Below are 14,514 nucleotides of genomic sequence, written 5' to 3'. Positions count from 1 at the left end.
AACATTTCCACAAAGAGGTGCCTGACACCCTCAGACACCTTTCAATCGTGAAATGGTAATACTTACGAGAAGGGTAATCAATGAAAAGATGACCGCAATACCAGAGAACGCAAGGAGGTAAGCATTGTATTGTGCCATGCGGATGACAAGTGCATAGCTGTCGATATTTAGAATCCTTGCCGCGAAGTTAAACAGAACCAGCAATATGAAAATCGTTTGCAGCCCTTTTGCTGAGTTTCTAATATCCGGCATACTTAATGCAATATGAGAAGAAATACTGATGGCGATTACGATAAACAGCCAAAAAGTTGGGCTGATAAGATTCTCCACGGTAAACAGACTTCTGCAAAGAGCAAGCAATACGTCCCCAACAGAGCGCAATACACTTACATCCAACTTTTCAAATGCGATATGCTGGCGGATTTGAAGGGTGAACGCTTCATAGGCATTCGGCACAAGCCAGTGCATGCCCAAAATCAATGAACCGATTCCACTAAAGATCGGACCCAGGCCAATGAAAAAATTCCCAACTTGCTGATAGTAACTATTTATATTATATTGATGCTCCACATACCCCAAAGTACCATCCGGACTTTTTAACTGCAATAGCTTTACCCTCATTACTCGGTGGCCAAAAATAAAACACATTAATAAGTGCCCGAGTTCATGGATCGGCGTCCCAATCCAGGCCGTTACCAAAATTCCACGTGGGCCAAATGCCCGGGCCAGCAGTCGATTAGAATACCTTTCCATCCCCCCTAAAAGAAAGCCAACAGCAATCAAAACACCCAGAAGATAAACTAATTCCACACAACTGATCAAAATGGTCATAAAAAAGGACGCAAGGAGATTCATCCCTATAAATGCTCTCCCTTCAAATAAAATGCTTTATTATTTATACCACTTTTTTATTAAAAACAATCGATAATAGCCACAATCATTAAAAAAGCCCTGATTTCTCAGGGGATTAGGGAGTCTGGCACTGCCAGATAACGATACTGCTTTTAATAGGTGCAGCTGTCGCCCTGATACGATATTACCGGACATATTTTCTTATATAATCCTATCAGGTGAGCTCTAAACCGGAACAGTAAAACACTTGCCTGTAAAAAAAGACCTCTTCACCAGTTTCCGCGAAGGGTCTATTCAACACTTTATTCTTCTATTACCTCATTTGTTGGATAATGCTTTAAGAAATAAACAAGAGATTGCAGTTCCACTGCCAAATCAATATGATGCACACGAATCGATGACGGGACATTTAATCTCGCCGGTGTAAAGTTCAAAATGCCCTTCACATTTGTATTCACCAGCCGGTCTGTAATCATCTGTGCAACTGGTGCCGGAACAGTCAAAATGACGACTTGGACTTCCTCCTCGATTAAATACTTTTCTAAATCATCCATGGAATAGATGGGAACATCGCTAATGGATGTACCTATTTTATCCTGATCAACGTCAAAGGCCAGCTCTATTTTCGTATTATTATTTTTCAAAAAATTATAGTGAAGAAAAGCGGTGCCCAGATTACCTACGCCTATTAGAGCTACCTTCGTTAATTCGTCTTGATCCAGCGTTCTGCGGAAAAAAGTAAGCAAATAGTTTACGTTATACCCATAACCTTTCTTGCCCAAAGCACCAAAATAAGAAAAATCACGGCGAATCGTGGCTGAATCTACTTTTACTGCTTCGCTTAATTCCGCCGACGAAACCCGCTGCTTTCCGGAAGAATGCAGGTTTTGCAAAAAACGATAATATAAAGGCAGCCGCTTGGCTGTTGCCTGTGGTATTTTCATCGTTTCATTCGACATAGGCCTAATCACCTCTTATTGATTAAATTTGCTCTGTCCGTTTAAAAACACCGTTTTTACCGCCGGTTTTTTCAACTAAATAGGTTGGTCCGATTACCATTCCTTTATCAACTGCTTTACACATATCATAGACCGTTAAGGCACACACCGATGCTGCTGTTAGCGCTTCCATCTCTACACCTGTACTGCCCTTTGTTTTAACAGATGCGACAATATGTAATGTAAATTGGCCTTGCTGGGCCTGCTCCCAAGAGAAACTGATATTTACCCCTGTTAAAGGAATTGGATGGCACATCGGAATTACATCCCATGTTTTCTTCGCTGCCATTACCGCAGCAACCTGAGCCACAGCCAAGACATCTCCTTTTTTCATTTCATTATTAGAAATCTTGTCAAATATCTCTTTGCTGACGGTTATGCTGGAATGAGCCAGTGCTGAACGGGCGGTTTCTGGCTTCTCACTAACATCAACCATCTTCGCCCTTCCCTGTTCGTTAAAATGAGTAAATTCTGCCATTTTATATATCCCCCCTAAAATCATACTATATTTTTGAGCATATGTGTGTGAAACTTTGAACTAATGATTATATTTTTTTATCCCAATCTTACAATCTTTGCTTTATTGCCGATATTCTGGGAATACGGTACACTATTCGTAGTAATAGAGGTGAAAAAAATGATTTTATTACAAGTGAATCAACTACAAAAATATTATGGCGCTGACCTTATTTTATCGAATATAAAGCTGGAATTACAAACGAGAGATCGTGTTGCTCTCGTGGGACGCAATGGAGCTGGAAAATCGACATTACTCAAGATTATTGCTGGTGAGCTCGGGTTTGACGGCGGTGAGATCATCAAGCCAAAGGACGTAACCGTTGGATATTTAGCGCAAAATACCGGTTTGGAATCTGAGTTGTCCATCTGGGATGAAATGCTCGGTGTGTTTGAAGGCTTAAGAACGATGGAAAAATCCCTGCGCAGACTAGAAGAGCAAATGGCGAATCCTGCTATTTTTGAAGATCCCGCCAAGTATGAAAGGATTTTAAAAGAATATGACGGTTTGCAGGTAACATTTAAAGAACAGGGCGGTTACCAATTTGAAGCCGATATCCGGTCTGTTTTGCATGGGTTAAACTTCCTGGATTCCAATGTACTGATTTCCAGTCTAAGCGGCGGACAAAAAACTCGCCTTGCATTAGGGAAGCTGCTATTAACCAAACCAGATATATTAATATTGGACGAGCCGACCAACCATCTCGATATCGAGACGCTTACATGGCTCGAGCAATATTTACAGGGTTATAGTGGAGCCATCTTAATTGTTTCCCATGACCGCTATTTTTTAGATAAAGTCGTCACCCAGGTTTATGAATTGTCTCGTAAACAGATGCAGAGATTTACAGGCAATTATAGTGCCTATTTAGACCATAAAGCAGCCAATTATGAGCGGGACATTAAGCTGTATGAAAAGCAGCAGCAGGAAGTCGCCGATTTGCAGGACTTCATTCAGCGCAATCTGGCTCGTGCTTCAACGACCAAGAGAGCTCAGAGCAGACGGAAAAAACTCGAGAAGATGGAACTAATGGACCGCCCATTAGGTGATGAAAAATCAGCTTCTTTCTCATTTGAAATTGAAAGACAAAGCGGGAATGATGTATTAACCGTGGATTCATTAGCAGTTGGCTACAACGACAATATCATTTCACAAGGGATCTCTTTCCGCGCTTTCAGAGGTGAAAGCATCGCGCTAGTCGGCCCCAATGGGATTGGAAAATCCACGCTATTAAAAACGATTATTAAAAATCTGGAGCCTCTTTCAGGCACAGTTTCCTATGGCACCAACCTGTCGATCGGCTATTATGACCAGGAGCAGGCAAACTTAACCTCAAACAAACGCGTATTAAATGAGCTATGGGATGATTATCCTATGAAACCAGAAAAAGAAATTCGCACGGTCCTTGGAAATTTCTTATTTTCTGGTGATGATGTGCTTAAAATCGTTTCATCATTAAGCGGTGGAGAAAAGGCACGTCTGGCTTTAGCAAAATTAATGTTGAAAAAGGCAAACGTACTGATTTTGGATGAGCCGACCAACCATCTGGATCTTGACAGTAAGGAAGTACTGGAAAATGCGCTAATTGATTACCCCGGTACGTTATTGTTCGTTTCCCACGACCGTTATTTTATTAACCGAATTGCTACAAAAGTATTAGAGTTAAGCAGGGATGGAAGCACGGAATATCTGGGAGATTACGATTATTACCTAGAGAAGAAACTCGAGCAGGAAGAGCTTGCACAGCTGGCAATTGCAGATAACATAAAGAAATCAGATAAAGCAGAAGTACCTGATAAAAATAGTTATCAACAGGATAAGGAAAGTAAAAAGCTGGAGCGTCAACGAAAAAGAAAGATAGAAGAAATGGAACAAAAAATTGAGGAATTAGAAGAGTTGATTCAAGAATTCGAGCAGAAATTATGTGATCCAATTATATTTCAAGACCACGAAAAAGTCATGGACATCAATATTCAAAATGAAAAAGCGAAGGCAGAACTTGAGCAATTAATGGACGAATGGGCTGAGCTTGCAGAATAATAATACAAAAACCGGGCAATGCCCGGTTTTTGTATGAGGATATCCACAGAAATTTTACATATGTACACTTTTCCACACCACTATTCACAATTTACATTGAATAAGCTCTAAGGTTTCTTACCCTTTTCCACAATATCCACATTTTTTATCAAACTTATCCACATTATCAACAGATTTGTATATACTTATCCACATGAATAGAATTCTTAACTTAATTTTCAGTAAAATATTATCCACAAAATAACATTAGACAATTTTAATTAAATGTTTGATTAATGTGAATAACCTACTTTGGATGTTAATTAAACATTTGATTAGTTTTTTCTAAGAATAAATTAAAAAAGCCCCCCTTTCATAAAGAAGAGAGGCCTAGATTTACACTATAAAAGGCAATTACTTATTAAACACTTCAATATCAAGCCCTGGATTGGCATTTAAAGTTAATTCAGCTCTTATACCTTTTTCAAACATGACACTTCCGGCAGCGGCAATCATGGCGGCATTATCGGTACATAACGATAACGGAGGAATCACTAACTCAAACTCCCCATTGTCAGCAAAGGCTTTTTCTAATGCACTCCTAAGGCCTTTATTGGCTGCGACACCACCTGCAACAATTACCTGTTTTACCCCATATCCTTTAGCGGCTTTCTTCGTCTTTGTAACTAGCACCTCAATTACACTTTCTTGAAAACTGGCAGCAAGGTTTTCTGGAGCAATCGACTCGCCACGCTGTTCAGCATTGTGCACGGTATTTATGACAGCAGATTTTAAGCCGCTGAAACTAAAATCATAGGATCCTTCCTCCAGCCAAGCTCTAGGCAGATCTATGGTCGGACTCCCTTCATGTGCCAAACGGTCAATATGAGGGCCGCCTGGATATGGCATATTCAATACTCGCGCCACCTTATCATAGGCTTCTCCTGCTGCGTCATCTCTTGTTTCACCAATTACTTCAAAATGACCATGCTCTTTCATATATACAAGCTCTGTATGACCTCCTGACACAACAAGTGCCAATAGCGGAAATTTTAACTCTGTGGTAAGCCTGTTTGCATAAATATGTCCGGCAATATGATGCACAGGCACAAGCGGTTTATTGTGCGCAAAAGCCAATGCCTTTGCTGCATTTACACCGATCAGCAAGGCTCCAACTAATCCCGGACCTTCTGTAACAGCAATTGCATCAATATCTGCCATTGTCATATCAGCCTTTTTCAATACCTCTTCTAATACAACCGTAATTTGCTCCACATGATGACGAGAGGCAATTTCCGGAACTACACCGCCAAAACGCTTATGGCTCTCAATTTGCGAAGCTACAATGTTTGCAGCAATTTCTCGGCCATTTATAACAATGGCTGCAGCTGTTTCATCGCAACTCGATTCAATACCTAATATTACCTGATCTTTTTTCATAAATTCACCCACATCACCAAGGCATCTTCCAAGTTATCGGAATAATAATTTTTCCGAATACCTCCGTTTTGAAATCCCATCTTTCGATAAAGAGACTGAGCAATCACATTCGATACCCTTACCTCTAGCGTCATGCTCTTTGCCCCCATCTCACGTGCAAGAGACATCAGCCTGTTCATCATAGCATCCCCTAGTTTTCTCCCCCTGTATTCTGGCAGAATGGCCACATTTGTCACATGTGCCTCATCAATAACCATCCACATTCCACAATAGCCAATAATCCGTTCCTCATGCTCAAGTACAATATAGACTGCAAACTTATTATTGTGCAATTCATTATAAAAAGCTTCTCTGCTCCAGGGCAATGTAAAGGAAGCATGTTCCACTTCTAATACTTGGTCAATGTCCTCTTCCCTCATGAAACGAAAATGATACAAATCTGTCATCTTCCTCGATCCTTATCTATTTATAGTTTTCTCCTGATTCTCCAGCCATTTTGCTTCCGCTTCTGCCAAACGAATATAATTTGGTACGAATGTATGTATATCTTCACCTGGTTTATCCTTCCCAAGCAAGGCCAGTTCAGATGGTCGGGGATTCTGTTCAGTAAGACTTGCAAAAAAGCCTTGGGGTCCTAACTTCTCTTCTAATACAGCCCGATGAATTGCTAAATCATTTCCGATAAATAACACAGGCTTAGCCAGTTTGGCTAACTTTTCTCCCCAGTCAACAGCCATAGCTACCTGATCACTTTCTACTGTTACAAGACTTCCATTTTCATACTGATACAAACCTGTATAAATTTGTCCCCTTCTCGCATCGAACAATGGCGATACATAACCTGTAAAATATCGCCCCGGGCCGGCTGCTAGAATTTCAAGGCTGGAGACTCCCACGAGCGGAATATTTAACGTCCATGCCAGCGTTTTGGCAATACTCACACCGATTCGAACCCCGGTATAGGAACCAGGTCCTTTTGCTACTACGATTTTTGTAATATCAGAAGGCTGCTTTTCGCAATCCTTCATTAAGGCATGAATAGCCGGCATAATCCGTATGGAGTGATTCTTCTTTAAATTGGTGATATATTCCCCAATAATTTTATCATCATCTAAAAGCGCAACTCCTAACGGATTATTAGAAGTATCAATCGCTAATATCGTCATTTAAACAATCTCCTTACATAATTGCTCATATCTTTGGCCCTTTGGCAAAAGTGTAATTTTCCTTTGGTCCTGTTCTTCATGATGCAGATAGATCGTTAATCGTTCTGAAGGAAGCTGCTCTTCTATGAGGTGAGCCCATTCCACTACAGTAACACCTTCACCTTCAAAGTACTCTTCAAATCCAAGGTCCTCATAAGCGTCCTCTAGACGGTAAACATCCATATGGTATAATGGCATCCTGCCCTGATACTCTTTAATAATGGTAAACGTTGGGCTGTTAACCGTCTTCTTTATGTCAAGCCCCTTTGCCAAACCTTTGGTAAAAGTGGTTTTCCCTGCACCGAGATCACCTTCCAGTGCAAGAACATCTCCTGGTCGTAAGTGGGCTGCTAGTTTTTGAGCAAATTGGGAGGTCTCCTCCGAACTTTGGGTTTTCCATTCATATTGATTCATTTTATCACCTATACTACTTTCACATTGCTATTTCTTATCTTCATTTTACCTTATTTATGTGCAAAAAAAACCTTAGGATGGCTCCTAAGGTGACTATTTATTATGTAGTTTAATTTAATGAAATAAAAAAAGCCGAAACATGGTTTCGCACTTTCTAACAATTAAGTAAAATGGCGGTCTGGACGGGACTCGAACCCGCGACCTCCTGCGTGACAGGCAGGCATTCTAACCAGCTGAACTACCAGACCGTATTGCGGGGGCAGGATTTGAACCTGCGACCTTCGGGTTATGAGCCCGACGAGCTACCGGACTGCTCCACCCCGCGACAATAAAAATATATAGCTTTGTTTTTAATAAAACAGCCTGGCAGCGTCCTACTCTCACAGGGGCTTTCGCCCCAACTACCATCGGCGCTGAGAAGCTTAACTTCCGTGTTCGGTATGGGAACGGGTGTGACCTTCTCGCCATCACCGCCAGACTATTTTATTGAGGTTTCATTCCCTCAAAACTAGATAATACAGAAGAAACGTTTAAGAACGAGTTCGCTTTATTCATATTACTATGACTTGGTTAAGTCCTCGATCGATTAGTATCAGTCAGCTCCACATGTTACCACGCTTCCACCTCTGACCTATCAACCTGATCATCTTTCAGGGATCTTACTAGCTTGACGCTATGGGAAATCTCATCTTGAGGGGGGCTTCATGCTTAGATGCTTTCAGCACTTATCCCGTCCGCACATAGCTACCCAGCGATGCCTTTGGCAAGACAACTGGTACACCAGCGGTGCGTCCATCCCGGTCCTCTCGTACTAAGGACAGCTCCTCTCAAATTTCCTGCGCCCGCGACGGATAGGGACCGAACTGTCTCACGACGTTCTGAACCCAGCTCGCGTACCGCTTTAATGGGCGAACAGCCCAACCCTTGGGACCGACTACAGCCCCAGGATGCGATGAGCCGACATCGAGGTGCCAAACCTCCCCGTCGATGTGGACTCTTGGGGGAGATAAGCCTGTTATCCCCAGGGTAGCTTTTATCCGTTGAGCGATGGCCCTTCCATGCGGAACCACCGGATCACTAAGCCCGACTTTCGTCCCTGCTCGACTTGTAGGTCTCGCAGTCAAGCTCCCTTGTGCCTTTACACTCTGCGAATGATTTCCAACCATTCTGAGGGAACCTTTGGGCGCCTCCGTTACTCTTTAGGAGGCGACCGCCCCAGTCAAACTGCCCACCTGACACTGTCTCCCACCCCGATCAGGGGTGTGGGTTAGAATTTCAATACAGCCAGGGTAGTATCCCACCGACGCCTCCACCGAAGCTGGCGCTCCGGCTTCTCAGGCTCCTACCTATCCTGTACAAGCTGTACCAAAATTCAATATCAGGCTACAGTAAAGCTCCATGGGGTCTTTCCGTCCTGTCGCGGGTAACCTGCATCTTCACAGGTACTATAATTTCACCGAGTCTCTCGTTGAGACAGTGCCCAGATCGTTACGCCTTTCGTGCGGGTCGGAACTTACCCGACAAGGAATTTCGCTACCTTAGGACCGTTATAGTTACGGCCGCCGTTTACTGGGGCTTCGATTCAGAGCTTCGCTTGCGCTAACCCCTCCTCTTAACCTTCCAGCACCGGGCAGGCGTCAGCCCCTATACTTCGCCTTGCGGCTTCGCAGAGACCTGTGTTTTTGCTAAACAGTCGCCTGGGCCTATTCACTGCGGCTCTTCGAGGCTATTCACCTCAAAAAGCACCCCTTCTCCCGAAGTTACGGGGTCATTTTGCCGAGTTCCTTAACGAGAGTTCTCTCGCTCACCTTAGGATTCTCTCCTCGCCTACCTGTGTCGGTTTGCGGTACGGGCACCTTTTATCTCGCTAGAGGCTTTTCTTGGCAGTGTGGAATCAGGAACTTCGGTACTCTATTTCCCTCGCTGTCACAGCTCAGCCTGTTCGAAAAGCGGATTTTCCTACTTCTCAGCCTAACTGCTTAGACGCGCATATCCAACAGCGCGCTTACCCTATCCTCCTGCGTCCCCCCATCACTCAAACGATAAAGAGGTGGTACAGGAATATCAACCTGTTGTCCATCGCCTACGCCTTTCGGCCTCGGCTTAGGTCCCGACTAACCCTGAGCGGACGAGCCTTCCTCAGGAAACCTTAGGCATTCGGTGGATGAGATTCTCACTCATCTTTCGCTACTCATACCGGCATTCTCACTTCTAAGCGCTCCACGGGTCCTTCCGATCCCGCTTCACAGCCCTTAGAACGCTCTCCTACCACTGACATCGTAGATGTCAATCCACAGCTTCGGTGATACGTTTAGCCCCGGTACATTTTCGGCGCAGAGTCACTCGACCAGTGAGCTATTACGCACTCTTTAAATGGTGGCTGCTTCTAAGCCAACATCCTGGTTGTCTAAGCAACTCCACATCCTTTTCCACTTAACGTATACTTTGGGACCTTAGCTGGTGGTCTGGGCTGTTTCCCTTTTGACTACGGATCTTATCACTCGCAGTCTGACTCCCACGGATAAGTCTTTGGCATTCGGAGTTTGTCTGAATTCGGTAACCCGATGAGGGCCCCTAGTCCAAACAGTGCTCTACCTCCAAGACTCTTACTACGTGAGGCTAGCCCTAAAGCTATTTCGGAGAGAACCAGCTATCTCCAAGTTCGATTGGAATTTCTCCGCTACCCACACCTCATCCGCGCACTTTTCAACGTGCGTCGGTTCGGGCCTCCATCCAGTGTTACCTGGACTTCACCCTGGACATGGGTAGATCACCTGGTTTCGGGTCTACGACTACATACTAATACGCCCTATTCAGACTCGCTTTCGCTGCGGCTCCGTCTCTTCAACTTAACCTTGCATGTAATCGTAACTCGCCGGTTCATTCTACAAAAGGCACGCCATCACCCATAAACGGGCTCTGACTACTTGTAGGCACACGGTTTCAGGATCTCTTTCACTCCCCTTCCGGGGTGCTTTTCACCTTTCCCTCACGGTACTGGTTCACTATCGGTCACTAGGGAGTATTTAGCCTTGGGAGATGGTCCTCCCTGCTTCCGACCGGATTTCACGTGTCCGGCCGTACTCAGGATCCACTCAGGAGGGAACGAAGTTTCAACTACAGGGCTGTTACCTTCTATGACGGGCCTTTCCAGACCGCTTCATCTACCCCGTTCCTTTGTAACTCCATGTTGAGTGTCCTACAACCCCGAAAGGCAAGCCTTTCGGTTTGGGCTGTTCCCGTTTCGCTCGCCGCTACTCAGGGAATCGCGTTTGCTTTCTCTTCCTCCGGGTACTTAGATGTTTCAGTTCCCCGGGTCTGCCTTCAGTACCCTATGTATTCAGGTAAAGATACTACTCCATTACGAGCAGTGGGTTCCCCCATTCGGAAATCTCCGGATCAAAGCTTACTTACAGCTCCCCGAAGCATATCGGTGTTAGTCCCGTCCTTCATCGGCTCCTAGTGCCAAGGCATCCACCGTGCGCCCTTTCTAACTTAACCTACGACAAATGATCAGCGTCGTGTCTCTAGTCAGCTTCGCTCGTTCAGATCCTCACGTGCCCTAGCACGCTCCGGTCTTCACTCCCTCGCTTCCTCGACCTTCTCGCTGCTGATTTGTCTTTATTTACTCTTAAAATAAGAGAGAAAAACTAAAATGGCGATTACTCGGTTCTTGCTTGGTTTCTTCTATACGATTATCTAGTTTTCAAAGAACGATGTTTTGAGAGATTGTTCTCTCAAAACTAAACAAACAAAGAACGTGTCACAAACCGTTTTGTCTGGCTCATAGGTCCAGCTTTATCCTTAGAAAGGAGGTGATCCAGCCGCACCTTCCGATACGGCTACCTTGTTACGACTTCACCCCAATCATCTGTCCCACCTTAGGCGGCTGGCTCCTTACGGTTACCCCACCGACTTCGGGTGTTACAAACTCTCGTGGTGTGACGGGCGGTGTGTACAAGGCCCGGGAACGTATTCACCGCGGCATGCTGATCCGCGATTACTAGCGATTCCGGCTTCATGCAGGCGAGTTGCAGCCTGCAATCCGAACTGAGAATGGTTTTGTGGGATTGGCTCCACCTCGCGGCTTCGCTGCCCTTTGTACCATCCATTGTAGCACGTGTGTAGCCCAGGTCATAAGGGGCATGATGATTTGACGTCATCCCCACCTTCCTCCGGTTTGTCACCGGCAGTCACCTTAGAGTGCCCAACTAAATGCTGGCAACTAAGATCAAGGGTTGCGCTCGTTGCGGGACTTAACCCAACATCTCACGACACGAGCTGACGACAACCATGCACCACCTGTCACTCTGTCCCCCGAAGGGGAACGTCCTATCTCTAGGAGTGTCAGAGGATGTCAAGACCTGGTAAGGTTCTTCGCGTTGCTTCGAATTAAACCACATGCTCCACCGCTTGTGCGGGCCCCCGTCAATTCCTTTGAGTTTCAGCCTTGCGGCCGTACTCCCCAGGCGGAGTGCTTAATGCGTTAGCTGCAGCACTAAAGGGCGGAAACCCTCTAACACTTAGCACTCATCGTTTACGGCGTGGACTACCAGGGTATCTAATCCTGTTTGCTCCCCACGCTTTCGCGCCTCAGCGTCAGTTACAGACCAGAAAGCCGCCTTCGCCACTGGTGTTCCTCCACATCTCTACGCATTTCACCGCTACACGTGGAATTCCGCTTTCCTCTTCTGCACTCAAGTCCCCCAGTTTCCAATGACCCTCCACGGTTGAGCCGTGGGCTTTCACATCAGACTTAAAGGACCGCCTGCGCGCGCTTTACGCCCAATAATTCCGGACAACGCTTGCCACCTACGTATTACCGCGGCTGCTGGCACGTAGTTAGCCGTGGCTTTCTGGTTAGGTACCGTCAAGGTACCGGCAGTTACTCCGGTACTTGTTCTTCCCTAACAACAGAGCTTTACGACCCGAAGGCCTTCATCGCTCACGCGGCGTTGCTCCATCAGACTTTCGTCCATTGTGGAAGATTCCCTACTGCTGCCTCCCGTAGGAGTCTGGGCCGTGTCTCAGTCCCAGTGTGGCCGATCACCCTCTCAGGTCGGCTACGCATCGTCGCCTTGGTGAGCCGTTACCTCACCAACTAGCTAATGCGCCGCGGGCCCATCTGTAAGTGACAGCCGAAACCGTCTTTCAGTTCTTCCTCATGCAAGGAAGAAGATTATCCGGTATTAGCTCCGGTTTCCCGAAGTTATCCCGATCTTACAGGCAGGTTGCCCACGTGTTACTCACCCGTCCGCCGCTAATCTCAAGGAGCAAGCTCCTCGAGATTCGCTCGACTTGCATGTATTAGGCACGCCGCCAGCGTTCGTCCTGAGCCAGGATCAAACTCTCCAAGAAAGTTGATATAGCTCATAAAAATAACGTTGGCTTCATTTCGTTAGAAATGAATAATTATTGTTTGTTGACGTTTTTGTTTGTTTAGTTTTCAAAGAACAATTGACTTGTTATGGAGCGGGTGATGGGAATCGAACCCACAACAACAGCTTGGAAGGCTGTGGTTTTACCACTAAACTACACCCGCATATAAGATTGTTTGATGGTCGGGAAAACAGGATTCGAACCTGCGACCCCTTGGTCCCAAACCAAGTGCTCTACCAAGCTGAGCTATTTCCCGGTATGTTTTATGGCGCGCCCGAAAGGAGTCGAACCCATAACCTTCTGATCCGTAGTCAGACGCTCTATCCAATTGAGCTACGGGCGCATCTTTTGAAACAACTTTTATATATTAACACATCGCTTTGTTTGTGTCAACATATATTTTGGTGCGGCCGAGAGGACTTGAACCTCCACGGTGTTGCCACCACTAGGCCCTCAACCTAGCGCGTCTGCCGATTCCGCCACGACCGCGTATCAATTAGCGACAAAATCAATCATATCACAATTAAAATTGTATTTCAACTGGAAATGAATGGTGCGGGTGAAGGGAGTCGAACCCCCACGCCTTACGGCGCCAGATCCTAAGTCTGGTGCGTCTGCCAATTCCGCCACACCCGCATTAGTGATGGCTGGGCTAGCTGGATTCGAACCAACGAATGACGGAGTCAAAGTCCGTTGCCTTACCGCTTGGCTATAGCCCAATATTATTTTAAAGAATAAGAAACAGGAAATGGATTTAATGCATCTCCCGTCCCTGATGACCCCTACGGGATTCGAACCCGTGTTACCGCCGTGAAAGGGCGGTGTCTTAACCGCTTGACCAAGGGGCCGGATATTTAAATGGCGGAGAAGGAGGGATTTGAACCCTCGCGCCGCTTTCGCGACCTACACCCTTAGCAGGGGCGCCTCTTCAGCCAACTTGAGTACTTCCCCAAAATGGCTCCGCAGGTAGGACTCGAACCTACGACCGATCGGTTAACAGCCGATAGCTCTACCACTGAGCTACTGCGGAATAATTCAAATGTTTTCTTCTCAACAAGGTGATTACCTTATCGACTCTTACAATTATAATAACGTCTGGGTGCAAAGTCAATATGATTTTTCAAAGAAATAATAACAAATAAAAATCCTACTCTATTTTAACTTCCTTGACCTTTACCAATCTCCCTTTGCATTTCCCGCAGACATAGCGCGCTATATCAATTCTTCTTTTTCTTTTATAAGTTAAACTGCAGCTTGAGCATTTATATATTAAGATTTTTTTCGATGTTCGTCTAGCTCTTGTCTCAGGAAGCTGGCTGCAATATCTTGGGGCATTCACTTTATTCAACAGCCTTTTAAAATCGAGATCACGGTGCTGATATCCCTTACCTTCTAGATGAAGATGGTAATGACAAAGTTCATGTTTGATAATGCCGATTAATTCCGATTCACCGAAATGTTCAAGATACCTTTTATTGATATCAATATTATGGGTTCCCAATAGATACCTTCCGCCAGTCGAACGTAATCTAGAGTTAAATGTTGCTTTGTGTTTAAAGGGCTTGCCGAATTCCTCTATTGAGATTTTTTCTACCAGTCTTTGTAGTTCTTTATCCTCCATATCCCTCTCCTTACTTTCTTACGAACATGACAACCTATTATAGCATATATTGTATATACACTTAAGATA

The 14,514-nt window shown here is 45.2% G+C and carries 9 protein-coding genes, 11 tRNA genes and 3 rRNA genes; 1 reads left to right on the top strand and 22 read right to left on the bottom strand.

All coding sequences use genetic code 11. The annotated features are described in order from the left end of the window. Positions 1-30 precede the first annotated feature (30 nt). From HPT25_RS09225 to moaC, 3 genes are all read right to left on the bottom strand, one after another. The gene (locus HPT25_RS09225) at positions 31-810 is read right to left on the bottom strand and encodes a hypothetical protein (protein WP_217269672.1); all 780 of its coding nucleotides are present in this window, start codon (positions 808-810) and stop codon (positions 31-33) included. A 344-nt stretch (positions 811-1,154) separates the two neighbouring features. Beyond that, positions 1,155-1,811, bottom strand: a complete 657-nt coding sequence (locus HPT25_RS09220; RefSeq protein ID WP_173062896.1) for a redox-sensing transcriptional repressor Rex — start codon at positions 1,809-1,811, stop codon at positions 1,155-1,157. A 22-nt stretch (positions 1,812-1,833) separates the two neighbouring features. Next, positions 1,834-2,328, bottom strand: a complete 495-nt coding sequence (moaC, locus tag HPT25_RS09215; RefSeq protein WP_173062893.1) for a cyclic pyranopterin monophosphate synthase MoaC — start codon at positions 2,326-2,328, stop codon at positions 1,834-1,836. A gap of 159 nt (positions 2,329-2,487) precedes the next feature. On the opposite strand from moaC, the gene HPT25_RS09210 reads away from it, so the two are divergent. Further along, positions 2,488-4,407, top strand: coding sequence for an ABC-F family ATP-binding cassette domain-containing protein (locus tag HPT25_RS09210; protein ID WP_173062890.1), 1,920 nt, complete (start codon positions 2,488-2,490; stop codon positions 4,405-4,407). Positions 4,408-4,800: 393 nt separating this feature from the next. On the opposite strand, the gene tsaD is transcribed toward HPT25_RS09210, so the two are convergent. The 19 genes from tsaD to HPT25_RS09115 form a co-directional block, all read right to left on the bottom strand. Further along, positions 4,801-5,826, bottom strand: a complete 1,026-nt coding sequence (gene tsaD / locus HPT25_RS09205) for a tRNA (adenosine(37)-N6)-threonylcarbamoyltransferase complex transferase subunit TsaD (protein WP_173062887.1) — start codon at positions 5,824-5,826, stop codon at positions 4,801-4,803. Continuing rightward, positions 5,823-6,272: a ribosomal protein S18-alanine N-acetyltransferase gene (gene rimI, locus HPT25_RS09200; RefSeq protein ID WP_173062884.1), complete on the bottom strand. Its 450-nt coding sequence runs from the start codon at positions 6,270-6,272 to the stop codon at positions 5,823-5,825. The genes tsaD and rimI overlap by 4 nt, the downstream gene beginning before the upstream one ends. A 12-nt stretch (positions 6,273-6,284) precedes the next feature. Continuing rightward, positions 6,285-6,992: a tRNA (adenosine(37)-N6)-threonylcarbamoyltransferase complex dimerization subunit type 1 TsaB gene (gene tsaB, locus HPT25_RS09195; protein ID WP_173062881.1), complete on the bottom strand. Its 708-nt coding sequence runs from the start codon at positions 6,990-6,992 to the stop codon at positions 6,285-6,287. Next, entirely contained in the window at positions 6,993-7,445 is a 453-nt protein-coding gene (gene tsaE / locus HPT25_RS09190) for a tRNA (adenosine(37)-N6)-threonylcarbamoyltransferase complex ATPase subunit type 1 TsaE (protein ID WP_173062878.1), read from the bottom strand. Between the two features lie 171 nt (positions 7,446-7,616). Next, positions 7,617-7,693 (bottom strand) — tRNA-Asp (locus HPT25_RS09185). 3 nt (positions 7,694-7,696) lie between these two features. Beyond that, positions 7,697-7,770, bottom strand: a tRNA-Met gene (locus tag HPT25_RS09180). A gap of 36 nt (positions 7,771-7,806) precedes the next feature. Then, positions 7,807-7,923 (bottom strand): 5S ribosomal RNA (gene rrf, locus HPT25_RS09175). A gap of 88 nt (positions 7,924-8,011) precedes the next feature. After that, positions 8,012-10,946 (bottom strand): 23S ribosomal RNA (locus tag HPT25_RS09170). Between the two features lie 307 nt (positions 10,947-11,253). Beyond that, a 16S ribosomal RNA gene (locus HPT25_RS09165) occupies positions 11,254-12,803 on the bottom strand. The 16S, 23S and 5S rRNA genes sit together here with 11 tRNA genes alongside, the layout of an rRNA operon. A gap of 110 nt (positions 12,804-12,913) precedes the next feature. Continuing rightward, positions 12,914-12,987 (bottom strand) — tRNA-Gly (locus HPT25_RS09160). Positions 12,988-13,003: 16 nt separating this feature from the next. Continuing rightward, positions 13,004-13,080, bottom strand: a tRNA-Pro gene (locus HPT25_RS09155). Between the two features lie 10 nt (positions 13,081-13,090). Further along, positions 13,091-13,167, bottom strand: a tRNA-Arg gene (locus HPT25_RS09150). A gap of 59 nt (positions 13,168-13,226) precedes the next feature. Continuing rightward, positions 13,227-13,313 (bottom strand) — tRNA-Leu (locus tag HPT25_RS09145). 62 nt (positions 13,314-13,375) lie between these two features. Next, a tRNA-Leu gene (locus tag HPT25_RS09140) sits at positions 13,376-13,460 on the bottom strand. Between the two features lie 8 nt (positions 13,461-13,468). Beyond that, positions 13,469-13,543, bottom strand: a tRNA-Gln gene (locus tag HPT25_RS09135). Between the two features lie 57 nt (positions 13,544-13,600). Next, positions 13,601-13,672 (bottom strand) — tRNA-Glu (locus tag HPT25_RS09130). Between the two features lie 11 nt (positions 13,673-13,683). Further along, positions 13,684-13,775: transfer RNA gene (locus HPT25_RS09125), tRNA-Ser, on the bottom strand. A gap of 4 nt (positions 13,776-13,779) precedes the next feature. Next, a tRNA-Asn gene (locus HPT25_RS09120) sits at positions 13,780-13,854 on the bottom strand. Between the two features lie 117 nt (positions 13,855-13,971). Next, positions 13,972-14,445, bottom strand: coding sequence for a SprT family protein (locus HPT25_RS09115; protein WP_173062875.1), 474 nt, complete (start codon positions 14,443-14,445; stop codon positions 13,972-13,974). Positions 14,446-14,514: the final 69 nt, after the last annotated feature.

The sequence above is a fragment of the Neobacillus endophyticus genome (genome assembly GCF_013248975.1).
GTDB classification, from domain to species: Bacteria; Bacillota; Bacilli; order Bacillales; family Cytobacillaceae; genus Neobacillus; species Neobacillus endophyticus.
This window is presented reverse-complemented; position numbering and strand designations above follow the sequence as displayed.